This window comes from Phenylobacterium sp., assembly GCF_016124325.1.
Classification (GTDB): Bacteria; Pseudomonadota; Alphaproteobacteria; order Caulobacterales; family Caulobacteraceae; genus Phenylobacterium.
This window is the reverse complement of record NZ_WGNY01000022.1, coordinates 83237-107985: the sequence shown is the minus strand read 5'-3', so window position 1 is coordinate 107985 and position 24749 is coordinate 83237. Positions and strand designations below refer to the sequence as shown.

The following is a 24749-nucleotide window of genomic DNA, read 5'->3' as shown; positions in this document are numbered from 1 at the left end:
CCCCTCAAACGGACGCCGAAACCATGCCCAGAACTTCCCGCAAGACCGTCCTCGCGCTCGGCGCCTCCGCCGCCCTCGCCGTGCCGGCCGCTTCGCCGTCGGTCGCGGCGGCCGAGGGCCTGGGCGGCCTCTTCTCGTGCAGCGCGCCGGGCTCGTCCGACACCACCGGCGCCGTGGTCGGCGGCCTGGTCGGGGCCCTGGCCGGCAGCCAGGTGAGCAAGCACGACCGCGCCCTGGGCGCGGCCATCGGCGCCGGCATCGGCGCGGCCATCGGCAACAGCATCGGCTGCCGCATGGACAAGAAGTCCCGCCTCGACGCGCAGACGGCGTTCCAGCGCGCGCTCGACACCGGCAAGGCGCAGACCTGGCGCGACCCGGAGACCGGCGCCAGCGGGCGGGTCGAGGTGCTGGGGCCGTCCTACGGCTCGGCCCCGCCGCCCCGCTCGGGCTACAGTGGCCGCTGGCGCTTCGCCGACGGCGTCACGCCGGCCTTCCGCGTCAACGACGCCGGCGGCGCCTATGCCGCCAACGGGCGGATCAACATGCGCTCGGGGCCCAGCACCTCCTACGCCGTGGTCGACCGGCTGCGCTCCGGTGAGCAGGTCGAGGTGGCCGGCGAGGTGGCCGGGGGCTGGCTCGCGGTCGTCGAGGACGGCCTGATCCAGGGCTATGTCTCCCGTTCGGTGATGAGCCCCGTCGGCGGCGGCGGCCGCGACGGCGATTGCCGCCTGGTCGAGCACACCCTGAACGAGCCCGGACGGAGCGCGGTCCGCGAGCGCTACAACGCCTGCCGCGGCGCCGACGGCCGTTGGGACATCGAGCGGGCCTGATCCGGCCGCCCGAGCCCCCGCCTCAATCCTGGGCGGCGGCCACCTGGCGCGACACGCCCGGCAGCGGCCGCGCCCCGTCGCCCACCAGCGTGAACGGCGCCCAGAAGTAGGGATGGGCGTAGCGCGGGTCGTCCTGCAGGGCGGCCTGCGAGGCTTGCAGCGCCTGGGCCATGGTCGGCGCGCCCGAGGCGAACAGGCCGGTCATCAGCCGCACGGCCGATTCCGATTCGATCGACCAGTGCGAGACGATCAGCGCCCGCGAGCCGGCGTAGATCATCGCCCGGGTCAGGCCGCCCAGCGCCTCGCCGCCGCCCTTCAGGCCGGTGCGGTCGACGCCGGCGCCGGCGCCGCCGGTGTCGCAGGCGGCCAGCACGACAAGGTCGGCGTCGATCTTCAGGTTCAGGATCTCGCTGGTGTCGAGCAGGGCGTCGCTGTCGCCGGTCCCGAGCGAGGTCACCAACGCAGGCTCGGGCACGCACGCGTCGGGCTGCGGCAGCAGGCCATGGGTGGCGAAATAGAGCACGTGGTAGTCGGCCAGGTCGGACCGCCGCCGCACCGCGTCATCGCTGAAGGCCTCGCCCGTCACCACCGAGCCGGGCGTGCCGAGGCTCTCGCCCACCGAGCGCACCTCGGCCGCCGTCTCCGGCAGGGCCTCGATCCTCAGCAGGGCGTCGCGGGTCTCGCCGCAGACCCGCTCCATCACCACGCTGCGCCGCAGGAACGAGCGGGTCACCGAGGTGTAGGCGCGCTCCTCGGCGCGCGGCAGGGCCGGATCGGCGAACCCGAGATAGGGGCGCCTCGCCGCCGACGGGGCGAACTTCCGCGACTGCAGGAAACTGGCCCCCGACACCACCAGCGAGGACGCCACGCGCCGGCCCAGCCAGGCCACGCGGGTGTAGTCGACCTCGCCGTTGGCGTTGGCGTGGATCGACGCGGTGTCGGTCACCAGCAGCGCGACCGGCAGCGACACCAGTGGCCCATCGGGCTCGTAGATCAGGTGCCTGGCCGCGACCACCTCATCCCTCACCGGCCCGAACAGGCGCGAGAACAGCGCCGCCGCCCCGGCCGTGTCGAACGGCGTCAGGGTGTCGGTCGGCTCCAGCGGCAGGCGCGCGCGGGTGACGGCGGCGTCCACCTGATCGCGCGTCATCTCGATCGCGTAGGGCTTCACCTCGCCGGCGGTCAGCAGCACGCCATAGGTGCGGCCGGCCAGCGGCAGGATCTTCAGATAGACCTCGCCCGGCCGCAGCGCCGCCTGGACGTCGGCGGCCGGCGCCCCCGGCGCGACCAGCTGGTTGTACCGCGGATTGGCCGCCAGCATCCGCGCCTCCAGCGCGTTGGCCGTCTCCTGCTCGCCCTTCAGCAATCCTTCCATCTCGGTCCGCACGGTCTCGGTGTAGAGGCCGTCGGCCTGGAGGGCCGCGATCTGGCTCTCGGTGGCGCGCACGCGCCGCCGGGCGTCCTCGAACGCCCGCGACAGGCCCGCGATCGCGCCGTCGCCCGCCGCCACGCGGGCGGCCAGCCGGTTGACCGTCTCGGCCGTCGCGCTCGACACCACCGTCTCGGCGCCGTCGAAGAACAGGCCGCCGTACTCGGCCGCCCGGTCCGGCTCCTGCGCGATCAGCTTCAGCAGCAGGTCGAAATAGGGCTGCGAGGCGTCGGCGGAATCACCCAGCCCGCCGCGCTGGGCGCGGAAGATGGCCATGGCCGCGCCATAGCTGGCCAGGGCGTCGGCGTCGCGGCCGGCCGCCACCTGGGCCCGGCCCAGGTCCAGCAGCATCGCGCCCTCGGCGGCGCTGCCGGCATGGCGCGTGCGCAGCGCTTTCAGGCCCGCGGCATAGCCGTCGACCGCCTGGGTCGCGCGGCCGGCGTCCAGGTCCAGCCCGGCGATATCGGCCGCCACCCGCGCCTGCAGCCAGGCCGTCAGCCGGCCCAGGGCGGCGTTGCGCGAGAGGATGTCGCGCGCCCGCGCCAGCGAGGCCCGGGCCGCCGCCACATCGCCCATCTCGGCCTGGGACGTGCCGATCACCTGCCAGGCCTGGGCGTCCTGCACGGCCAGGCGCTCGGCGGGCGTCACGCGGGTGGTCTCGATCTGGCTCTGGGCCGCCGACGGCGTGTTGAGCTTGCGCGCCGTGCCGGCGTCGATCACCAGGGCGCCCCCGGCGGCCGCCTGGACGCCGCTCGCGGCCTGGGTCGCCCCGCCCCCGGCGCTGGCCCGCAACTGCAGCGCCGCGCGCGCCGCGCGGATCGCCTCGGGGAAGCGCCGGCGGTTGCGTTCGTGCAGCGCCCGGTAGTTCAGGCTGCGCGCCCGCAGCAGGACGTCGTCGGCCGGGATCAGGGTGTCGGCCTCGTCGAAATAGCCCTGCGCCTCGTCGAACCGGCCGCTGTTGGAGATGTTCATGGCCAGGTTCAGCAGGGCGTCGGCCCGCTGGGCCGCGGGCGCGTTGGCGGCCTCGCCCTCGCTGACCAGCGCGCGGAACGCGGTCTCCGCCTCGTCGAACCGCCACTCGTTGTTCTGCACATAGCCGTGGGCGCTCAGCCGTCGCGGATCCGCCGCCGCGGCCGCCTCGGCCGCCGCCAGGCCGCCCAGGTCGGGGAAGTCGGCGGCGATCTCGGCCTGGGCGGCCGAGGTCTGGATGTCGGTCGACGCCGGCGGATCGGCCAGGCCCAGGGCCACCTTCAGGCTGGTCTCCACCACGTCCGACAGCGGCGCGAGGCCCTCGGCCACGGTGAGCTTGCCGTCCTTGTCGGAGGAATAGGCGATGTAGGGCGCCCCGCCCTGCCCGCCCGCGCGGCACTTGGCCAGGCTCGCCGGCAGCCCGCCCGGCGCCGGGGCCGACGCCCCGCACTCGGCGCGCGCGGCCAGCGCGGCCCGCCAGGCCGCCTCGCCGGACTTGGGCAGCTCGTAGAGGCGCCCGAGCACCGTGTCGTAGCCGCGGCAACGCACCCGCCAGGCCTTGGCCTGGGCGCCCTGCCCCAGCGGGTCCTGATAGTCGCGCACCGCCTCGCAGACCGCGCCGCTGGCGCTGCTCTGGCCCAGCGGGAAGACCTCCGGCAGCGGCGCGGCGCCGGCGGTCCCGGCGGCGGCGCCCGCAATTCCGGCCGCGATCGCGGCGAGCGCCGCGGACGAGCGAACGAGGCGGCTCATTTTTCCCTCCGCCAGATTTCTTCGTTGCCGGCGCCGGTGACGACGGTCTCGATCTCGCGGTCGTCGTCCTCCACCTTGGGCGGCGGGGTCAGCACCGGCGGGTCGATCGAGGGGCGCACCGAGGCCGGACGGAACGATTCCACCCGGAACTGGCTGGCCGGCGTGAACGTGGCGCAGCCGATGGCCAGCGCGCAGCCGTTGATCCGGATGGCGCCGAGGGTCGTGTCGCCCTCGAGCCGCGCGATACGGCTGGAGATCGCCGCCTGCTGACCGGTTGTCACGATGCCCTCGCCGATCTGCAGCGCGCCGAACATGTCGGCGATCTGGGCCTTGCCGATCGTCAGCAGCGGCTTGTCCGGCTCCACCTCCTGCCCGGTGAGGAAGAAGCCCGCCTCCTGACCGAAGATCCCGGTGTTCTGCTGGACGATGCGATCCCCGGCGACGGCCGTCAGGCTTCCGGCGACCAGGAACACGCGGCCGATCTCATCGTCCTGCGCCGCGACGCCGAGCGGCAGACCCTGGCCGATGTCGATTTCGGCCGCGGGCGTGTCCGCCACCAGGTCGATGAACCGCTCGGATCCGATCAGCACGTCGGTCGTGGCGAAGAGATTGATCGAATCGAAAGCGCGAACATCGGTGAACCCTGGCGTGGCGGACCCCGTCGATCCGCCCGACCCCCCGGTCGCGGGACCTGATCCCCCCCCGGACGAGCCCGGGTCTCCACCCAGCGTGGTCGAGGTGGCCGCGCCCAGGGAGCCGGTCACGATGATCGACTGCGGCGCCCAGATGGTGTCCGCGGCGTCGTCCCCGACGGTCAGGTGAACGCCCGCGGCCGACGGCGCGACCGTGCCGCGGACGACGATCTTGTTGGTGTCCCTCGCGAGCAGGTGGAGTTCCGGGACCTTCTGCGGATCGACGTCGAGATCGTCGACGATCAAGTCGTTGGAGACCGGAAACTGACCGTCGATGCCGCCCTGAAGCGTCAGCGAGGTCTTCACGTTGAAGCGCTGGAACATCGCATTGGTGATCCGGCCATCCGTTCCGGTTCCGCCGACCACCGCTTCATCCGGCGTCAGGATTCGCACGACGGCGGTGTCGGCGTTGATCGGGCCGTTGAAGCTGAAATTCTGGGCCGTGAGGCGGGTGAAGCCGTTGGTCGTCACCGAGCCCAGGCTGAGACTCGTGGTGGCCGCCACCCGCACTTCGGTCGAGCCGGTGAGCGACCCCGCGGTCGTCGTGTCCTCCGTCGAGCTCAGGATGCTGACGGCGTTCATGGAGTCGACGTCCAGGGTCTCGGCCAGGATGTTGATCTGTCCGCCGGAATTCACCGCGCCCAGGTGCAGGAAGGGCAGCAGGTTCACATTGCCGCCGGCCTGGAAGTCTCCCGGCTGAATGGTGATGTCCGTTCGAGCCGTCAGGGTGGGGATGGTCACCGTACCCAGGGCGTCGATGTAGGTGCTGCCGAAGTTGACGTTCGAGTCGCCCGAGACCACGCCGCCCGAGCCGATGGTGATGTTGTTGGCGGCGATCACCAGGCCCTGACCGGCGCGGATCCGGTTCGCGGTCAGGTCGGAGGTGCCGAACCGCCCGGTCACCACGATGTTCACATTGCCGGCGGCGTTGATCTCGCCCAGTTGCACCAGCCCCGACCGCGCGCCCGGCACAGGCGTCGAATTGTTGAGCCCGACCTGGCCCTCGGTGATGTTGCGTCCGGTCGTGATGGTGACCTGACCGTATTCGTTGAAGGAAGACTGTCCCACCAGCAGGCCCGGCGCGTTGATCAGCACGCTGGTGAGCGCCGCGCGGCTTATGGCCATCAGGTAGACGTTCGCGCCGGTGGTCGCGCCGGCGATGTTCAGCGGCATGTCGTGCGGCGTGCCCGCCGCCCCGTTGGGGACGATGAAGGTGAAGAAGGTCAGGTCGTTGTTGAACGCCGGTCGGAAGCGGATCTCGTAGCTGTCGACGGCGGCATAGGCGGCCGTGCCGTAGTCGCCGGAGTTGACCGTCGCCCCCGCCGCCGTCGAGACGATCGGAGCCACAAACGCGAGATAGCCCTTGCCGGTGAACTGGGCGCCGCCCGCGACGGTGACGGAGCCGCCGCTGCCGGAGCCTGTGAAGGGGATGTTGAGGTTGGCGGTGTTGAGGAACGCCGATTCGGTCACCGCGGCGCTGGTCGCCAGCATGCCGCCGACGTCGACCCGGGCTCCCGCGCCGAACACCACGCCTTGCGGCGAATAGAACCACACGTTGCCGCTGGTGATCGCGGGCGTCGGGCTGTTGAGGTTCGCCGCCTGATAGGCCGTCACCGCGCCGTTGATGTTGATCGGCCCGCTGGTGACCCGGTTCAGTACGATCCAGTTGCGCTGGTCGAAGCGGAATTGCGCCGTCTCGCCGCTGTTCAGGTTGAAGCTGGTCCAGTCGATGATCGTGCGCTGGGCGTTGAGATCGATCCGAACGTCGGTCGAGCCGACCTGGATGATCGGCTGCGCGCCGCCGGCGTTGACGGTGGCGGGCGCGGAGCCCGGGACCGGCAGGGCCGACGCCTGTCCGGCGGCAAGCAGGGCCGCGGCAGCCGCGCCGGCCGCGAGGGCCTGGCGGGATGTCGGGAGGCGGATGGGGTCACGCATGAGAACTCCTCCCGGCTCAGAAGAAGCGAGCGGTGAGATTGATCATGAGGCGTCCGGGCGGCTTCTTCCGGTCGATGAAGCGCTTGTCGAGCGGACGGGCGTAGCCGACGTCGAGCACCCACCGCTCGCGCACCGGAACCTGAAACCCGGCGCCCACCGATTTCAGCGTCTGGGTTGAACCGCCCCGGTCCTTGTCCCGGGTCTGGGCGATGTCGAAGAAGGCGTAGGGGCTGACCGCCCAGCCGGTCTTGGGCTGGAACGGTCCGCCGTGCAGCTCGAGGCTGGCGGCCATGGCGCTGTCGCCCGAGATGTAGCCCGGATCGTAGCCGCGGCCGATGGTGAGCGAGCCCACGGCGTACTCCTCATAGGCCGCAAGGGGCTGGTTGGCGTACTGGCCGTTGAACCGGGCGAAGAACGAGAGCTGCGGCGTGATCACGGTCATGATCGAGGCCTCGGCCGTCAGCACCCAGGCGCCGGGCTTCGCCTCGGCGCGGGACAGGAGGCGGTCGCCTTCTTCCGTCGCGCCGAAACCCTCGATGCCGCGGCGGAGCGACGCCGCCCCGCGCAGCACGATCGGGTGATAGCCCCAGTAGGCCGTCTGATCGCCTTCGGCCCGCGCATAGATGACGCGCAGGTCGTCGTTGATGAGCTTGGCGCGGCCGCCCAGCTTGGTGTCCTGGTTGATCACGTCGACCCCCGCCGCGACGCTGAGGTTCTTGCGCCGCGAGCGGATCAGCGGATGGGCCACCTCCAGATTGCCGATGAGGCTGACGCTCTTGAGGTTCAGCGGCTTGAGCGCATCGCCGGGATGGCTCTCGCCATAGGCCAGGCCGCCGCGCAGCACGGTCCCCTCGCCGCCCAGCCGGATCTCCTCCAGGCCCTGCACCACCCACTGCTCGTTGTGGAAGACGGTCCGGTAGAAGACCAGCGAGGTCTGTTCGCCATAGGCGGTCATGGCGTTGAAGTCGCCGCGCGCCAGCCCGCCCCAGCGGCCCGTGGCCTTGGATTGCAGGTTCTGCGCATTGACGATCAGGTCCTGCGGGTCGCGCTGGACCGACAGGTCGAGATCCACCGCCCCGCGCTCGCCCGACAGGTTTGGCCGCACCGAGGCCCGCACCTTCAGGCCGGGGATGTCCGAAGCCAGCAGGATGTAGCGCTGCACCCGGTTGACGTCGAAGGGCGCCATGCCGCGCAGCTTCTGGGCGTAGCGTTCCACCGCCGGCCCGGCCGGCCCGGGATCGCCGCGCACCGCGACGTTGACGATGCGCGCCTCGATGACCTCCAGGGTCACCGCGCCGTCGTCGATCGTCTGCGCCGGGATCTCGACCCGCGCCAGCAGGCCGTGGTCGAAGAGCGCGTCGGCGACCGCGTCGCGCACCTTGCAGAGGTCGGAGGCGTCGCCCGCCTTGTCGAGGAACGGCGCGTACGCCGGGCGCAGCTCGTCAGGCGACACCGACTCCAGGCCGTGGAACGCGACCGACTTGATCGTCAGCGGCGCCGGGTTCTCGGCCAGCGGGCAGGCGCCCGTCCCCGGCCGCGAGAACAGGTCGGCCTGCGGCGGGGCCAATTGCGCCCGCGCAGCCGGATTCAGCTCCTGCCGCGACGGCGTCGGCGGCGCCTGTGCATGCGTGATTCCCGGCAAGGCGGCGACAGCAAGTGTCGCCGCCGCGCCGAAGCGCGAAACGGTCAGCCCCATTCAAACCCCCTGGGGCGCCCCGTGTCGGCGCCGTCGCCTCTCGGCGAACAGTTCAGGTCAGACCGTCGCCCAGCGCGAGGGCGAGCATCCAACCTGCCCAATAAGAGACCGCTCGCGCGATTTTCTGCAACCGCAAAACGTGGCGATGGTCATAGGAACGCCACGGCCGTGTAGGAGTTGGTCATACGTCGGGATCGGTCCCGACCGTTCCATTCCAGAGGTCGCTATGTACGTTCTGCCCCCGCTTCCCTATGCCCACGACGCGCTTGCGCCGCTGATGTCGGCCGACACGCTGCACACCCACCACGGCAAGCACCACAAGGCCTATGTGGACAAGATGGGCGATCTGGCGGCCAAGGCGGGTCTGGCGGGCCGGCCGGTCGAGGAGTTGGTCGTTGAGGCCCACCGCAAGGGCGACAAGCCGCTCTTCAACAACGCCGCCCAGGCCTGGAACCACGCCTTCTTCTGGCAGTGCATGCGGCCGGCCGGCGGCGCCGGGCCATCGGGCGACCTGCTCCGCGCCATCGACGAGGCGTTCGATGGCCTCGACGCGCTGAAGGAAGCCTTCGTCAACGAGGGCGTCGGCCATTTCGGCTCGGGCTGGGTGTGGCTGGTCAGCGGGCCCGAGGGCCTCAAGGTGATCTCCACCCACGACGCGGAAGACACGCTGACCCGCGACGGGCTGGTCCCGATCCTCGTCTGCGACGTGTGGGAGCACGCCTACTACCTGGACCACAAGAACGACCGGAAGACGTTCCTCACGCGCTGGTTCGAGACCCTCGCCAACTGGGAGTTCGCCGCCGCCCAACTCGCCGCATCCGGCGGCCAGGGCCAGGGCTACCGGTATCCGGCGCCCGCCGGCGAGGCCCAGCCGGCCTGACCACCACGGCTTGACCTGAGGCGTCGCGGGCGGCAAGGCCTCGCCCGCGATGATCCTCACCCTCTCCTGCGACGACCGCCCCGGAATCGTGGCGCGCGTCTCGGCCCTGCTCTTCGAGCGCGGCGCCAACATCCTGGACGCCCAGCAGTACGACGACGGCCAGACCGGCCGCTTCTTCATGCGCGTGGTGTTCGACCCGGGCGCGTCCGACGCCGCCGCCTGGCGCGCGATCCTCGAACCGCTGGCCGACGAATACGCCATGACCTGGACGCTGCGCGGCCGCGGAGAGCGCCGCCGGGTCATGGTCCTGGCCTCGCAGACCGACCACTGCCTCTCCGACCTCATCTGGCGCTGGCGCCAGGGCGAGCTGGCCATGGACATCACCGCGGTGGTCTCCAACCATCCGGCGTCGACCTTTCCCCACACCGACCTGCAGGGCATCGCCTTCCGCCACCTGCCCGTGACGCCCGAAACCAAGCCCGAGCAGGAGGCCGCCCTCCTGCGCCTGATCGAGGAGACCGGGACCGAGCTGGTCGTCCTCGCCCGCTACATGCAGGTGCTCTCGGCCGACCTCGCCGCCCAGCTGGAAGGCCGCTGCATCAACATCCACCACTCGTTCCTGCCGGGCTTCAAGGGCGCGCGGCCCTATCACCAGGCGCACGCGCGCGGCGTGAAGGTGATCGGCGCCACGGCCCACTTCGTCACCGCCGACCTCGACGAGGGCCCGATCATCGAGCAGGACGTCGAGCGCATCAGCCATCGCGACACGCCCGCCGCCCTCGTGCGCAAGGGCCGCGACATCGAGCGTCGCGTGCTGGCCCGGGCCGTGCGCTGGTTCCTGGAGGACCGGGTGCTGCTGAACGGCCGCAAGACGGTGGTCTTCACCGACTAGCGCGCGATGACGCGCCGCGCCCTGACCCGTCAGAACCGCAGGTCCACCCGCGCGTAGTAGAGCCCCCCGTTCGTGTCGTAGGGCGAATTGCGCGAATAGATCAGGCCGCGGCTAGCCTGGAACACCGCCTCGTCGGGATGGGTGTCGAACACGTTCTCCGCGCCAACCCGCACCGAGACGCGCTCGTCGAACCGCCAGGTCGCGGCGAGATCGACGAAGGTCACCGCGCCGAAGTCCTGGAAGATGTCGCCGGTCGAGTTGCCGGTGGAGTCGGTCCACTTGCCGTAGTAGCGCGCGCGAGCCATCAGCTCGAGCTTCTCCCACCGCCAAGTCGCCGAGCCGGTCAGGTTGTGCTTGGGCCGCGAGTCCTCGAACAGGCGCTTCTGGGTTTCGCTGGCGGTCAGGGTCCCCGACGTGACCTTGGTCTGGTTGTAGTTGTAGGCGCCGGTCAGGCCGATCCGGCCCGGGCCGAGTGCGCCGTCATAGGCCACCACCACGTCCACGCCGCGGGTCCGGGTGTCGAAGTCGTTCGTGAACCAGCTGATCCGGGTGAACGATTCGGCGCTCGGCACGCCGAGGGCGACGAGCTGGGCGCGGATCGCCGGCGTCACCGTCACCGTGGGCGAGGTGCTGAAGCGCTTGGTGACGTCGATCTGGTAGGCGTCGAGCGAACCCGACAGCCCCATGTCCGTGCGCCAGACCAGGCCGGCCGTGACCGTCTCCGATTCCTCCGGCTCCAGCGGCTTGGCCCCCAGGAAGACGGCCACCGGATTGGTCGGCGACAGCCGGCCGGCGGTGAACAGTTGCAGGGTGGTGGTGTCCAGGCCCTGCGAGGTGCTGGTCGAGTTGAGCTGGCCCGGCGTCGGCGCCCGGAAGCCCGTCGAATAGGACGCCCGCACCGCGATATCCGGGGTCAGCTCGAAGCGCGTCGCGACCTTCCCGTTCCAGGTGTCTCCAAACTCCGAGAAGTCCTCGTACCGCAACGCGGCGCCGGCGCTCCAGCGCTCGGTCAGCCGCGCCTCCAGGTCCAGGTAGCCGGCATAGCTGCGCTGGTCCCACTTGCCCGCCTGCTGCGGACTGAAGCCGGGGAAGCCGTTGGAGTTCGGCGCGAGGCCCGCCGACGCGCCCGGGCCGACCGCGTAGGAGGCCGGATCGCCGGTCTCGATCTCATAGGTCTCCTGGCGGGTCTCGGCGCCGAAGGCGATGCTGACCGGCTCCGGCAGGCCGGCGACTTGCAGGCGATAGACCCCGTCGGCGTTGAAGTTTACCTCCTTCTGCACCAGGCGGCCGAGATCGAAGGCCGTGGGGCTGTTCGGGCCGAGCGAGGCGTTGATCGAGTTCTCCAGGAAGAAGCGGCTCGCATTGCGCCCGTACGAGACGCTCAAGTCCCAGGTGAACCGCTCGTCGTCGCGGTGGCGGATCCCGCCAGCCGCCTGGATGTCCCGGCCGTGGACGCCTTCGCGCGGCGTGAAGCCGGCCGGATAGACGGCGCGCAGATCGAAGCCGGGGAACACGCTCGTCGCTCCGAAGATCGCGGGGTTGGTGTCCGGGTTGCGCCAGTTGATGTCGTTGATCCCGTCGGTCTTGGCATAGGTCGCGAAGGCGTAGGCCTCCGCGACGGTCCCCAGCGGCAGGGCGCCGTCGAACGCGAACTGATAGGTCTTCAGGTCGGGATTGCCCCAGCGCTGGACCGGGTCGGGCACGCTCACGCCGGGATGGGCCGCCGCGAACGCGATGGCGTCGGCGCGCTGGCGCGTGCGCGAGGTCGCGTCGGCCTGCGACCACTCGGCCGTGGCCGTCGCATGACCGCCCTCGCCCAGCGGCATTCCGCCCCGCACGCCCAGCCGGTAGGTCGCCCCGTCGCCCTCGTAGAACTGGCCCGCCTGGCCGAAGGCCGCGAGACCCGCGCTGTCGTCGAGCAGGATATTGATCACGCCTGCGATGGCGTCCGAGCCGTACTGGGCCGAGGCGCCGTCGCGCAGCACCTCCATCCGCTTCACGGCGAAGCTGGAGATCTGCGCCAGGTCGGGGCCCTGCGCCCCGCGCGAGCCGAGGAAGGCCGAGCGGTGGAAGCGCTTGCCGTTGAGCAGCACCAGCGTCTGGTCGGGCGACAGGTTGCGCAGGGTCGCCGGCCGGACGAACTGCAGGCCGTCCGAGGTCGGCAGCCGCTGGACGATGAACGACGGGATCTGCTGCGCCAGGTTCTCACCGAGCTGCGGCGTGGCCGAAGCCTGCAACGCCTCCTGGTTCAGGACGTCCACCGGAACGAGCGTGGTGAAGGGCGTGCGCCCCACGTCCCGCGTGCCGGTGACCACCACCTCCTCGACGGCGTCGCCTTCGCCGCCCGCCGCATCGGCGGCCCAGGCCGCTCCCGCCGTCGTCCACGCCGCCGCCGCCAGCAGCGCGGCCTTGCTCATACGCCCCATAAACGCCTCTCCTCTCGATCGCGGGGGAGGCTGTGGCGTGTCTCCGTGAAGTGTTCTTGACGCCTGCGTCAAATTTTTGGGGCGTCACCGGTGATGTTACAGCCGGCCGGCTAGAGGCCTTCCCCCTCACGATGAGGCGTCGTGAGGGGATCCGAAGGCCTCCAGATCGAAAGACGCGAGCACGTTGATCCCGGCTGGCTTGATTCAAGCCAGCCGGGACGTGCTCTAGACGAATTTCGGCCGTCGCTTCTCGCGGTGGGAGGCCAGGCCCTCCTTCGCCTCGGGCCCGGTGAAGCCCAGCATCTCCAGCGCCGCCGAGGCGTCGAAGGCGGGGCCGGCGCTGCGCAGCCAGTTGTTGAGCGACAGCTTGGTCCAGCGGATCGCCTGCTGGGCGCCGTTGGCCAGCTTGGTCGCCACCTCCAGCGCCTTGCCGTCGAGCTGGTCGTCGGGGACGCACAGCGACACCAGCCCGATCCGCTCGGCCTCCGCGCCCGAGAGCGGATCGCAGGTCAGCAGGTAGTACTTGGCCTTGGCCATGCCGCACAGCAGCGGCCAGACGATCGCCGCATGATCGCCCGCCGCGACGCCCAGCCGGGCGTGTCCGTCGATGATCTTGGCCTCGGGCGTCACGATCGAGACGTCGGCCAGCAGGCCGCAGACCAGCCCCGCCCCCACCGCCGGCCCGCGCATGGCGCTGACCACCGGCTTCCCGCAGTTGATCACGTTGTAGACGATGTCGCGGGCCTCCTTGAAGATCCGCACCCGCATGTCGAAGTCGTCGACGATCTCCTGGATCATCTCGAAATCGCCGCCGGCCGAGAACGCCGTCCCCTCTCCCGTCAGGATCGCGCAGCGCACCTCCGGGTCGTCGTCGATGTCGCGCCAGATCTGGGCCAGTTCCCAGTGCATGGCCTTGTCGGCCGCGTTCAGCCGGCCGGGATTGCTCATGACGATCCGCAGCACGCCGTCGGCGGGCCGCTCGAACTTCAGCCGCTGGTAGGCGGCGTAGCGGTCGCTCATCGCGGCCTCCTCAGAAGATCGTGTAGCCGCCGTCGATCACGAAGCTGTCGCCCGTGTGGAACTTCGAGGCGTCCGAGGCCAGGTAGACCGCGATGCCGGAGAAGTCCTCGCCCTCGCCCCAGCGGCGCATGGGCACGCGGCCAATGGCGCGCTCGTTGAACTTGTCCCAGGCCTGCAGGCCGGCGGTCATGTCGGTGGCGATCCAGCCCGGCAGGATCGAATTGGCCCGGATGCCATGGCGGGCGTATTCCACCGCCAGCCCACGCACCAGCGACAGCACCGCGCCCTTGGTCGACGCATAGGCCTCGTTGCGCGGCGCGCCGTGGATCGCCGAGGTCGACGAGGTCGCCACCAGCGAGCCGCCGGGGTCGCCCGCCTCCGAGCGCTCGATCATGTGCTTCACGGCTTCCCGGAAGGTCCAGAACACCGCGTCCAGGTTCACCGTCGTGACCCGCCGCCACTTCTCGGTGGTCATCTCGTCGAAGGGCGCGCCACCGCCGATGCCGGCGTTGGCGGCGCAGAAGTCCAGCCGGCCCAGCTTTTCGATCACCTCGGCCACGCCCGCCACGATCGCCGCCTCGTCGGCCACGTCCACCTTCTGGACCAGCACGTCGACGCCATAACCCTTGAGCACGGCCTCGGCCTTGGCGTTCTTCTCGGGGTTCTGGCCCCAGATCGCCACCTTGGCGCCGGCCGCGGCCAGGCCCTCGGCCATGCCCAGGCCGATGCCGCCGTTGCCGCCGGTGACCAGCGCGACCTTCCCGGTCAGGTCGAAGGGTTTGAACGCCATCCCGATGCTCCTCCTCGTCGTTGGGGAGGACTTCTCGCGGGCGCCCCTGCGTAGGTCAAGGCGGCTCGGGTCAGCCGATGGGCGCCAGGCTCAGCCCGCCCCGGCGCGCCGCGGCGCGGGCGAGATCGTCGTTGGCGGTGGCCATCGCCGCCGGCCGTTCGCCGTTCAGCCGCCGCCAGACGTGACGGAACAGGTCGCGCACCTCCCGGGCCGCCAGGCCGTCGGGGTCGGCCTCGACCACGGCCCGGCCCTGGGCGAAGGCCGTCTGGTAGACCATCCGCGAACGCATCGCCGACGGCGCCACCGGCAGGTTGGCGAAGCGGAGCGCCTCGAACGCCTTGACCACCGACGGCGGCTCGGTCCCAGCGCGGGCCGGCGGGCACTGGTTCAGCGCGATCAGCCCCTCGCGCCCCAGCCGCTGGATCACGGCCACCGAAAGCACCGCCGCCGCCAGGTCCAGATAGGTGGGCCGCGCCACGGCCAGGCACAGGTCGGCCATCTTCACCGCCTCGGCCACCTCGGCCTCGGGCGCGGCGGGCGTGTCAATCACCAGCAGCTCGGCGCCGCCGCGCCGGCAGGCCTCGGTCAGGGCGAACAGCTTGGACGCGCTGGTCTCGAACAGCAGGGAGGCGGCGCCGTCACGACCCTTCAGCACCTCGCAGGCGCTGCGCATCGGGTCGGCGTCGGCCAGCACCGCCCGCACGCCCATGGCGCGGGCCGTCAGCGTCAGATTGACCGCCACGGTCGTCTTGCCGGCCCCGCCCTTGCGGGACATCACCGCCAGCGTCTTCACGCGCGCCCTCGCAGCGTCCTTGCGCGCGGCCGTAGCCGCCCGCTACCCCACTGGGCGTCATCTAATGCACAACTTATCCACAGGCGGAAGACCAGGCCTGTGAATCATCGCAGGATGAAGGATTCAGTTGCCCGAGAGCGGCGTGTTCGTCTGGGCTCGGTCCAGGTCGGCGCGGTCCTGGCGCTGGCGCTCTTCCCACTCGTTCTGGGTCATGCACACGCGCTGCTTCATGCGGCTGCCCAGCACGGCCTCGCGCTTGCAGACCATGCCGTCCTTGTTGACCTTGGGCGCCTTCTCGGTCTTCGCGGCCGCCTCGGCGGGCTTCGCGGCGTCGGTGGCGGCGGGCTCGCCGGCGGCGAGCAGGGCGGCGGCCAGAACCAGGGTGATCATCGGTACGCTCCTGAACAACGGGCGCAGGCCCGTTCGACTGGCTCGAAATCAACCATTGCTACGCCTGCGGCGCAATCTCCACTTCCCGGGCGTCGGCGATGCCCGCCGCCGCCAGCGCCGCCAGCAGCTCGGCGACCACGACCGGCAGTTGCTCAGGATCGCGCCCGCGCAGCACCAGGTTCGAGCCGTAGCCGTCCGGCCCGTAGAACGGATAGCTGCCCAGCGACATGTCCGGATGCGCCTTGGCCACCGCCTCCAGCGGCTCGGCGATCGCGCCTTCGCCGGACCCGACCACCCGCACGGTGCGCGACACGGTGGGCCGCCCGCCGCGCATCCTGGGCCCCACGTCCTGCAGCATCCCGCGCATCACCTGCGGCACGCCCGCCAGGGTGAAGACGTTGCCGATGGTGAAGCCGGGCGGGCCCTGTACGGGGTTCTTCACCAGGTCGCCGCCCACCGGCACCCGCGCCATCCGCCGGCGCGCGGCGTTCAGCTCGGCGCCCCAGCGGGCCGTCATCATGTCGAGGATCTCGGGGTGCTCGAACAGTTCCACGCCGAAGGCGGCGGCCACCGCGTCGGCGGTGATGTCGTCGTGGGTCGGCCCGATCCCGCCGGTGGTGATCACATAGTCATAGCGTTCGCGCAGGGCGTTCAGCGCGGCGACGATCTCGTCCAGCACGTCGGGCACGGTGCGCGCCTCGGCCAGGTCGACGCCGATCACGCCCAGATAGCGGGCGATGTCGCGAAGGTTGGTGTCCTGGGTGCGGCCCGAGAGGATCTCGTCGCCGATGATCAGCACCGCGCAGGTGACCCGGTCATCTGGTTGATCCGACGTATGGCGAAGGTCCGGCATGAGCGGATTGGAGCCGGCCGGCCGGCGCCGGTCAAGCGACTGCGCCGAGCCTTTCCACCAACGATATAGCGCCACTCGCCCTAGAGGCGAACTTCATTCCTGACGCACGGGGCGGACGGTTAGGGTCGCACCGCTTTCCCGGGGTGACACGGCTCTGTTTGGGAGCGTCTCACAGTCGTATGGGAGCATCACATCATGAGTAAGCGTCTTTTGCCCGCCGCCTGCGCGGCGGCGGCAAGCCTTTGCCTGGCCTCAGCGGCCAGCGCCGGAACGGTCGATCTCAGCGCCTACGTCAACTCCGACGCCAAGACCTACACCTCGGGCTCGGACTACCCGAACGGCCTCGTGACGATCGGCGGCATCGACTTCCTGATCTCGTCCATCGGGAATGGCGGCACGGGCGTCATCCAGCTGGGCTCCGACGAATCGGTTTCGATCGCCGACAACGAAACGGGCGTCGATACGGCCTATGTGATCGTGAACTCCGGCTACGGCGTCGCCGGCAAGAATATCGGTTCGCTCACGTTCCTGGGCGCCGGCAGCGACCAGATCTCGGTCGACCTGATCGAAGGCGTGAACATCCGCGACCACTGGACCGCCTACAACAACGTCGCGACCGACATCTTCGCCACCGCCACCTATCCGGGCGCCAATCGCTTCGACGTCTACCGGTACGACATCTCGGCGCTGGGCGGCACGCTGACGGGCATCGAATTCGCCTCCACGTCGTTGGCGAACTTCCCGAACGGACAGCCGTTCCTGGCGGCGGTGACCACCACCTTCGAGGGCGCGGTGGGCGGCGTTCCCGAGCCGACGTCGTGGGCCCTGATGATCTCGGGCTTCGGCCTCGCGGGGGCCGCCCTGCGCGCACGCCGCCGCCTCGCCGCGGCATAGCCGGCTCGCCTGCATCGCGCGTCTTGGCCTATAGGCGCGCGATGCAGTTCCCTTCGCCTTTGGCCCGCGGCCGGCTCGTCAGCCGCTACAAGCGCTTCTTCGCCGACGTGATCCTCGACGACGGGACGGCGATCACCGCCCACTGCCCCAATCCCGGCGCGATGCTGGGCCTGAACACGCCCGGCCTGGTCGCCTGGGTCTCGCGCTCCGACGACCCCAAGCGCAAGCTCGCCCACACGCTGGAGCTGGTGGAGGCCGACGGCGGCCTCGTGGGCATCAACACCCTGCACCCCAACCGCATCGTCGCCGAGGCGCTCGCGGCGGGCGCCATCCCGGAAGTCGCGGGCTATGCGACCCACCGACGCGAGGTGCGCTACGGCGAGAACTCCCGCGTCGACTTCCTGCTGGAGCATCCCGACCGGCCGCCCTGCTGGCTGGAGGTCAAGAATGACAAGCCTTTTTACAACGCGCCTCTCAAGACCGATCACAGGCTTTGGCTCGAAGTGAAAAACTGCCACCTAATGAGATCGCCCGGCCTCGCCGAGTTTCCCGACTGCGTAGCGGCGCGATCCCTCAAGCACCTTCGAGAACTTGAAGCGATGGTCGCGGAAGGTGATCGCGCCGTGGTGCTTTTCGTCGTGCAACGCACCGACTGTGACGCATTTTCCGCCTGCCGCGAACTCGACCCGGCGTTCGCGCTGGGGCTCGATCAAGCCGCCGACGCTGGGGTTGAGGTGCTGGTATACGGCTGCGATGTTGGCACCACGGGCGCGAAGATCGCGCGCCGGTTGCCTTGGGTGCGCTGAAGCTGTGAAGCGTAGACTGATTACTGCCGAGACTCAGAGACGCGACGCTTTTGCGGCCTATGGCGGCATGGCCGCGTTGTTAGGTCTTCCTATCGCTGCCTCGATCTTTGTGGCCATAGCCGCCTCAATCTATCTCCCCGCCACGTTTCCGTGGCGAGACTCGATTGTGGACATCTCGCGAAACGTCGCGGTCATCGCAGTGGCGGGCGGCTATGTTGGGGTCACATGGCAGATGGCGACGAGCTACTTCTACTCAGAGCACCCGCTCGACATCATCGGCCCCGGTCTCATTGCCATGAGCACGACTGCTCTCCTACCGGTCGCGTGCTTGTTCGCTGGACTTTGGTGGGCGGGGGTGCCCGTCGGTGAGAATGCCGCTGACATGGTGGCCCGCCTCCGCTGGCTCTTCGCAGTGCTGCCCGGCATTCAAGTTGTGCTTTGGGGGATCGCTGCGGCAATGGGTCGGCTCTTTTAGCCCTTCGCGTTGGGCCGACTTCAAGAACTGCCACCTGCGCCGCGAAGGAACCCTGGCCGAGTTCCCCGACTGCGTCGCCGCCCGCTCCTCGAAGCACCTGCGCGAGCTCACCGCCATGGTCCGCGCCGGCGAGCGCGCGGTGATGCTGTTCGTGATCCAGCGCACCGACTGCGACCTGTTCGCCGCCTGCGCCGACCTCGACCCCACCTATGCCGCCGGCCTGCTCGACGCCGCCGCCGCGGGCGTCGAGGTGCTGGCCTACCGCTGCGCCATTTCGCCCGAGCGGGTCGTGCTGGCCGACCGCATGCCCTGGCGCGACGCCAACGTGCATTGAATTTCCGTGCTAGGATTGCGACTTAAGGGTCCGGAGCCGCCATGACCGATATCCTCGACGCCGAATACCGCACCAGCCACGTCAAGGTGCATGACGCCGCCGCCTTCGACGGCATGCGCAAGGCCGGCCGCCTGGCCGCCGAGTGCCTCGACATGCTGACGCCGCACGTGGTCCCGGGCGTGGTGACCGAGAAGCTCGACGACCTGGCCCGCGAGTTCATCCTCGACCACGGCGCCCTGCCCGCCTGCCTGGGCTACCGCGGCTACACCAAGACCGTCTGCATCAGCCCCAATCACATCGTCTGCCACGGCATCCCCGGCGAGCGGGTCCTGCGCGAGGGCGACATCGTCAACATCGACGTCACCGTCATCGTCGACGGCTGGCACGGCGACACCTCGCGGATGTACGGCGTCGGCCCCGTCGCGCCCCGCGCCAAGCGGCTGGTGGACGTGACCTACGAGTCGCTGGCCCGCGGCCTGGCCGCCGTGAAGCCGGGCGCCACCACCGGCGACATCGGCCACGCCATCCAGTCCTACGTCGAGAGCATGCGCTGCTCGGTGGTGCGCGACTTCTGCGGCCACGGCCTGGGCAAGGTTTTCCACGACGCGCCCAACATCCTGCACTTCGGCCAGAAGGGGACCGGCGAGGTCCTGAAGCCCGGCATGTTCTTCACGATCGAGCCGATGGTGAACCTGGGCAAGCACCCGGTGAAGCTGCTGGCCGACGGCTGGACCGCGGTCACCCGCGACAAGTCGCTCTCGGCCCAGTGCGAGCATTCCGTCGGCGTGACGGAAGACGGCGTCGAGGTCTTCACGCTGTCCCCGACCGACCAGTTCAAGCCGCCGATCCTCTCGGCCTGACCGGGAGGCCCGGGCTCCGGCCGGCCCGCCGCGCCCTGCCCCCACGTAACGTCGCCGACGGCGAAACGTTACGTATCGCTCACTTGCCTCGCCCCCGCGCGTCCCGCAGCTTCCAGGCCAAGGGATGGGGTGGAAGTCAGGGAAGCGATGCTTTCGATCAAGGGTTTGTCGCACGTCTATCCGAACGGGACGCGCGCGCTGGATGGTGTCGATCTGGAGATCGGCAAGGGCATGTTCGGTCTCCTGGGCCCCAACGGCGCCGGCAAGTCGACGCTCATGCGCACCATCGCCACGCTGCAGACGCCGAGCGCCGGCGAGATCCGCTTCGGCGAGATCGACGTCGTCGCCGAGCCCGAGAAGCTGCGCCGCACGCTGGGCTACCTGCCGCAGGACTTCGGCGTCTATCCGCGCGTCTCCGCCCTCGACCTGCTCGACCACATGGCCGTCCTCAAGGGGATCGCCGGCCGCGGCGAGCGCAAGGACACCGTCGAGACCCTGCTGCACCAGGTGAACCTGTGGGAGGTCCGCAAGAAGTGGGTCTCCGGCTATTCGGGCGGCATGCGCCAGCGGTTCGGCATCGCCCAGGCGCTGATCGGCCGGCCCGAACTCATCATCGTCGACGAGCCCACCGCCGGCCTCGACCCCGAGGAGCGCAACCGTTTCCTCAACCTGCTGGCCGAGATCGGCGAGAACGTGGTGGTGATCCTTTCCACCCACATCGTCGATGACGTGGCCGACCTCTGCCCGCGCATGGCGGTGCTGGCCGCGGGTCGCATCCTGAAGGAAGGCGCCCCCGCCGCCCTGATCGACGAACTCAAGGGCCGGGTCTGGAAGAAGATCATCGACCGCGCCGAGCTCGAAGCCGAGCGCGCGCGCAATGCGGTGATCTCCACGCGGCTGGCCGGCGGCCGCACCGTCATCCACGTCCTGGCCGACAACGCGCCAGACCCGGCGTTCGAGCCGATCGTCGGCGGCCTGGAGGATGTCTACTTCTCCACCCTCGCCGCCTCGCGCCGCGCCGCCTGACGCGAAGGATCGCACGCCATGTTCGGCAGAATCGCGGCCTTCGAGCTGCGCTACCAGCTTCGCCAGCCGATCTTCTGGATCGCCGGGCTGATCCTCTTCCTGCTCGTGTTCGGCTCGGTCACCGTGGACAACGTCCACATCGGCTCGGGCGGCAACATCCACAAGAACTCGCCCAGCGCCATCGGCCAGACGATCGGCATCATGTCGATCTTCTTCATGTTCGTCTCGACGGCGTTCGTGGCCAACGTGATCGTGCGCGACGACGAGACCGGCTTCGGCCCGATCATCCGCGCCACCCGGATCCGCAAGTTCGACTACCTCTACGGCCGCTTCGCCGGCGCCTTCGCCGCCGTCGCCCTGGCCTTCCTCGTCGTGCCGCTGGCGATCTTCGTGGGCTCGCTGATGCCCTGGATCGACCCCGAGACCCTGGGGACGAACCGGCTGCACGACTACCTCTTCGCCTACGTCTGGCTGGCGCTGCCCAGCCTGTTCCTCTCCTCGGCGATGTTCTTCACCCTGGCCACGGCGACGCGGTCGATGATGGGCGCCTATGTGGGCGTGGCCGCCTTCCTGGCGGTCTACCTGCTGTCGAACGTCGCCCTCTCCGATCCCGAACGCCTGGGCCTCGCCTCGCTGGTGGATCCCTTCGGCCTCGCCGCCTACGGCCTGGCGACGCGCTACTTCACCGCCGCCGACGCCAACGCGCTCACCCCGCCGGTGGTGGGCCCGATCCTGTGGAACCGCCTGATCTGGGTTCCCGTCGCCGTGGCGTTCCTGGCGCTCGCCTACGGCCTCTTCCGGTTCGAGATCCGCGCGCGCCGCGTGCGGCCCGCCGCCGAAGCCGCCGAGACGGCCGCCCCGCCCGCCACGCCGCGGCCGCTCCCCGCGCCGCGCTTCGGCCCGGCCACCGCCTGGACCCAGCTGGTCAAGCGCACGCGCTTCGAGATGGGCCAGGTGCTCAAGAGCCCGGCCTTCGTCGTTCTTCTCCTGCTGGGCCTGTTCAACAGCCTGGGCGGCCTGGCCCTCGGAGCCGAGACCAACGGGGCGGCCATCTACCCCGTCACCCGCTGGGTGATCTCCACCCTCAGCGGCACCTTCACCTTCATGGTGATGATCGTGGCGGTCTACTACGCCGGCGAACTGGTCTGGCGCGAGCGCGAGCGGCGCACCCACGAGATCGTCGACGCCACCGCCGCCTCGGACTGGACCTTCCTGGTCCCGAAGTTCCTGGCCATCGTGCTGGTGCTGTTCTCGATGCTGCTGGCCAGCGTCCTGGCCGGCGTCGCGGTCCAGCTGGGCATGGGCTTCACCGCGATCCAGCCCGGCAAGTACCTCGTCTGGTACGTCCTGCCCAACGCCGTCGACTGGACGCTGATCGCCGCCCTGGCCGTGTTCTTCCAGGCCGTCTCGCCCCACAAGTTCGTGGGCTGGGGCCTGATGGTGGTCTTCCTGATCGCCAGCCTGACGCTCCCGCTGATCGGCTTCGACCACAACCTCTACCTCTACGGCGGCTATCCGCCCACGCCGCTCAGCGACATGAACGGCCAGGGCAAGTACGCCGGCTTCGCAGCCTGGTTCCGCGCCTACTGGGCCGCCTTCGCGCTGATCCTGATGGTGCTGGCCTACGGCCTGTGGCGGCGCAGGGCCGATACGCGGCTGCTGCCACGGCTGGCGCGCCTGCCCCGCCAGCTGGCCAGCCCGGCCGGCGTCATCGGCGGCCTGGCGCTCGTCGCCTGGGTCGGGCTGGGCGCCGAGATCTTCTACAACACCAACGTCCTCAACGCGTACCGGACCGACCTCGAGGGCGACAAATGGCTCGCCGACTACGAGAAGACCTTCCTCAAGTACGAGAACCTGCCCCAGCCGGCGGTCACCGACGTGGAGCTCGACATCGATCTCCATCCCCATCGGCCCAAGCTGGTCGTGGAGGGCGTGTACCACCTGGTCAACGACACCGGCGCGCCGCTCAAGGCGCTGCACGTGCGCCTCGATCGCGACGCCAAGGCGCTGCAGATGTCGGTGAACGGCGCCTCGCAGGTGAAGACCTTCGACCGCTACAACTACCGCATCTTCACCTTCGACCGGCCGCTGGCGCCGGGCCAACGCACGGCCCTGTCGTTCGAGACGCTCGTCGAGCAGCGCGGCTTCAAGAACTCCAAGAACGAGATGCGCCTCGTCGACAACGGGACCTTCATCTCCAACCTTGAGTTCGCCCCGATCATCGGCATGAACCGGTCGCAGCTGCTGCAGGACCGCGCCAAGCGCCGCAAGTACGGCCTGCCGCCACAGCTTCGCCCGCCCAAGCTGGAGGACCGCTCGGCCCAGGCGCGCAACTACGTGGCCAACGCCGACTGGGTGAACGCCGACATCTCCGTCACCACCGTCGCCGACCAGACGCCCGTGGCGCCCGGCTACCGCATCTCCGACGTCACCAAGAACGGCCGGCGCACGGTGCGCTTCCGCACCGACGCCCCCGTGCTCAACTTCTTCTCGGTCCAGTCGGCGCGCTACACGATCAAGCGCGAGACCTACAAGGGCGTCGAGCTGGCGGTCTATTACGACGCCCAGCATCCCTGGAACGTCGACCGGATGATCAAGTCGCTGGAGACCGGGCTCGACTACTACCAGGCCAACTTCAGCCCCTACCAGTTCCACCAGGCGCGCATCCTGGAGTTCCCGGCCTACGCCAATTTCGCGGAGTCGTTCGCCAACACCATGCCCTACTCCGAGGGCATCGGGTTCATCGCCGACACCACCAAGCCCGACAAGATCGACTACCCCACCTACGTCACCGCCCACGAGCTGGCGCACCAGTGGTGGGCCCACCAGATCGTCGGCGCCGACATGCAGGGCGCCACGGCGCTCTCCGAGACCCTGGCCCAGTACTCCGCGCTGATCGTCATGGAGAAGACCTACGGCGCCGACGGCATCCGCAAGTTCCTCAAGTACGAGCTCGACCGCTACCTGCGCTCGCGCGGCGGCGAGCTGGTGGAGGAACTTCCCCTCGTCCGGGTCGAGAACCAGCCCTACATCCACTACCGCAAGGGTTCGCTGGTCATGTACCTGCTGCGCGAGCGGATGGGCGAGGCCAAGGTCAACGCCGCGCTCCGCCGCCTGCTGGGCCAGTACGCGTTCAAGGGTCCCCCCTATCCGCGCTCGCAGGACCTCGTCGACGCCCTGCGCGCCGAGGCGCGCGACGACGCCGCGGCCCAGCAGCTGATCACCGACCTCTTCGAGAAGATCACGATCTACGACCTGAAGACCCGCACCGCCGAGGTGAAGAAGCGCGCCGACGGCCGCTATGACGTCGTCATGACCATCGAGGCGAACAAGGCCTACGCCGACGGCAAGGGCAAGGAGACGCCTGTCGCCATCCCCGCCGACGAGGTCTTCGACATCGGCGTGTTCGACGCCGAGCCGGGCAAGCCGGGCTTCGGCCACAAGGACGTGCTCTATTTCAAGACCATGCCCCTGCGGACGGGCGAACAGACGGTCACGGTCACCGTCGACAAGCCGCCGAAGTACGCCGGCGTCGATCCCTACAACAAGGAGATCGACCGCAATTCCGACGACAACGCCATCCGGATCGGAAGCTGAGAAGAGTGGGCCCGGCGGGGGAACGCCGGGCCCGAACCGCGCCCACGGACACGGGCGTCAGGCGCGGGTCATCCCTTCGCGGCCGGCGTAGAGCATGGCGCCCAGGGCGCAGACCCCGACGAGAACCTGCGAGATGGCGAACACGCCGCCCAGGCCCGGACGGGCGCGCCGCCCCGCCTCGCGTCCGGCTCCGTCGAGGGGCGCGGCCGCCGTCACGCGGTCGCCCTCCGGCTCGGCCGCGCGCGCCGGCGCCGAGGCCATGATCGCCAGAACCGCGGCCGCCGCCGCCAGCACGCCGACAATCGTCCCCATCTTCATGGCCCCACCCCCAGACCCATCCATCGCCGGCATTCTGATGTGGAGCCGCCCTGGTGACTTCCCCCAAACGGGGGTGTGGCGGCGCCCGCTTGCG

20 protein-coding genes are annotated in these 24749 nt (G+C 70.1%); 10 read left to right on the top strand and 10 right to left on the bottom strand.

What is annotated here, in order from left to right; genetic code table 11:
- The first annotated feature begins 23 nt into the window (after positions 1-23).
- On the top strand, positions 24-830 hold the full coding sequence (locus GC203_RS13915; RefSeq protein WP_293455473.1) for an SH3 domain-containing protein: 807 nt from the start codon (positions 24-26) through the stop codon (positions 828-830).
- Between the two features lie 22 nt (positions 831-852).
- Here GC203_RS13915 and GC203_RS13910 read toward each other — a convergent pair whose 3' ends face one another.
- Genes GC203_RS13910 through GC203_RS13900 form a run of 3 tightly spaced genes read right to left on the bottom strand, consistent with a single transcriptional unit; the run spans position 853 to position 8301 of the window.
- Positions 853-3978: a CHAT domain-containing protein gene (locus GC203_RS13910; protein ID WP_293455471.1), complete on the bottom strand. Its 3126-nt coding sequence runs from the start codon at positions 3976-3978 to the stop codon at positions 853-855.
- On the bottom strand, positions 3975-6605 hold the full coding sequence (locus tag GC203_RS13905; RefSeq protein WP_293455469.1) for a filamentous hemagglutinin N-terminal domain-containing protein: 2631 nt from the start codon (positions 6603-6605) through the stop codon (positions 3975-3977). The genes GC203_RS13910 and GC203_RS13905 overlap by 4 nt, the downstream gene beginning before the upstream one ends.
- 16 nt (positions 6606-6621) lie before the next feature.
- Entirely contained in the window at positions 6622-8301 is a 1680-nt protein-coding gene (locus GC203_RS13900) for a ShlB/FhaC/HecB family hemolysin secretion/activation protein (RefSeq protein WP_293455467.1), read from the bottom strand.
- Positions 8302-8527: 226 nt separating this feature from the next.
- Between GC203_RS13900 and GC203_RS13895 the strand changes: the two genes are divergently transcribed.
- Positions 8528-9181: a superoxide dismutase gene (locus GC203_RS13895; protein WP_293455465.1), complete on the top strand. Its 654-nt coding sequence runs from the start codon at positions 8528-8530 to the stop codon at positions 9179-9181.
- A gap of 49 nt (positions 9182-9230) precedes the next feature.
- Positions 9231-10073, top strand: a complete 843-nt coding sequence (gene purU, locus GC203_RS13890) for a formyltetrahydrofolate deformylase (RefSeq protein ID WP_293455463.1) — start codon at positions 9231-9233, stop codon at positions 10071-10073.
- 29 nt (positions 10074-10102) lie between these two features.
- On the opposite strand, the gene GC203_RS13885 is transcribed toward purU, so the two are convergent.
- The 6 genes from GC203_RS13885 to GC203_RS13860 all read right to left on the bottom strand — a co-directional run bounded on the left by GC203_RS13885 (position 10103) and on the right by GC203_RS13860 (position 16345).
- On the bottom strand, positions 10103-12490 hold the full coding sequence (locus GC203_RS13885; RefSeq protein WP_293455460.1) for a TonB-dependent receptor: 2388 nt from the start codon (positions 12488-12490) through the stop codon (positions 10103-10105).
- A gap of 234 nt (positions 12491-12724) precedes the next feature.
- Positions 12725-13519, bottom strand: coding sequence for an enoyl-CoA hydratase/isomerase family protein (locus GC203_RS13880; protein WP_293455457.1), 795 nt, complete (start codon positions 13517-13519; stop codon positions 12725-12727).
- A gap of 10 nt (positions 13520-13529) precedes the next feature.
- Positions 13530-14309, bottom strand: coding sequence for an SDR family oxidoreductase (locus GC203_RS13875; RefSeq protein ID WP_293455454.1), 780 nt, complete (start codon positions 14307-14309; stop codon positions 13530-13532).
- Positions 14310-14379: 70 nt separating this feature from the next.
- The gene (locus GC203_RS13870) at positions 14380-15102 is read right to left on the bottom strand and encodes a P-loop NTPase (protein WP_293455452.1); all 723 of its coding nucleotides are present in this window, start codon (positions 15100-15102) and stop codon (positions 14380-14382) included.
- Between the two features lie 123 nt (positions 15103-15225).
- On the bottom strand, positions 15226-15492 hold the full coding sequence (locus GC203_RS13865; protein ID WP_293455449.1) for a hypothetical protein: 267 nt from the start codon (positions 15490-15492) through the stop codon (positions 15226-15228).
- A 58-nt stretch (positions 15493-15550) separates the two neighbouring features.
- Positions 15551-16345 carry a competence/damage-inducible protein A gene (locus GC203_RS13860; protein WP_293455447.1) on the bottom strand — a complete coding sequence of 265 codons (795 nt, stop codon included), beginning with the start codon at positions 16343-16345 and terminating at the stop codon, positions 15551-15553.
- A gap of 195 nt (positions 16346-16540) precedes the next feature.
- Here GC203_RS13860 and GC203_RS13855 point away from each other — a divergent pair, with 195 nt between their 5' ends.
- The 7 genes from GC203_RS13855 to GC203_RS13825 all read left to right on the top strand — a co-directional run bounded on the left by GC203_RS13855 (position 16541) and on the right by GC203_RS13825 (position 24337).
- Positions 16541-17239 (top strand): PEPxxWA-CTERM sorting domain-containing protein, encoded by a 699-nt coding sequence (locus tag GC203_RS13855; protein ID WP_293455445.1) that lies wholly within the window; start codon positions 16541-16543, stop codon positions 17237-17239.
- Between the two features lie 41 nt (positions 17240-17280).
- Positions 17281-18045 (top strand): DNA/RNA nuclease SfsA, encoded by a 765-nt coding sequence (sfsA, locus tag GC203_RS13850; RefSeq protein ID WP_293455442.1) that lies wholly within the window; start codon positions 17281-17283, stop codon positions 18043-18045.
- Between the two features lie 4 nt (positions 18046-18049).
- Positions 18050-18520, top strand: coding sequence for a hypothetical protein (locus tag GC203_RS13845; RefSeq protein ID WP_293455439.1), 471 nt, complete (start codon positions 18050-18052; stop codon positions 18518-18520).
- Entirely contained in the window at positions 18477-18854 is a 378-nt protein-coding gene (locus tag GC203_RS13840) for a DNA/RNA nuclease SfsA (RefSeq protein WP_293455437.1), read from the top strand. The genes GC203_RS13845 and GC203_RS13840 overlap by 44 nt, the downstream gene beginning before the upstream one ends.
- A gap of 41 nt (positions 18855-18895) precedes the next feature.
- Positions 18896-19714, top strand: coding sequence for a type I methionyl aminopeptidase (gene map / locus GC203_RS13835; protein ID WP_293455435.1), 819 nt, complete (start codon positions 18896-18898; stop codon positions 19712-19714).
- 147 nt (positions 19715-19861) lie between these two features.
- Positions 19862-20740, top strand: a complete 879-nt coding sequence (locus GC203_RS13830; RefSeq protein WP_293455434.1) for an ABC transporter ATP-binding protein — start codon at positions 19862-19864, stop codon at positions 20738-20740.
- Positions 20741-20758: 18 nt separating this feature from the next.
- Positions 20759-24337 carry a M1 family aminopeptidase gene (locus GC203_RS13825; RefSeq protein ID WP_293455432.1) on the top strand — a complete coding sequence of 1193 codons (3579 nt, stop codon included), beginning with the start codon at positions 20759-20761 and terminating at the stop codon, positions 24335-24337.
- Between the two features lie 57 nt (positions 24338-24394).
- Here GC203_RS13825 and GC203_RS13820 read toward each other — a convergent pair whose 3' ends face one another.
- Positions 24395-24655, bottom strand: a complete 261-nt coding sequence (locus GC203_RS13820) for a hypothetical protein (RefSeq protein ID WP_293455429.1) — start codon at positions 24653-24655, stop codon at positions 24395-24397.
- Positions 24656-24749 lie beyond the last annotated feature (94 nt).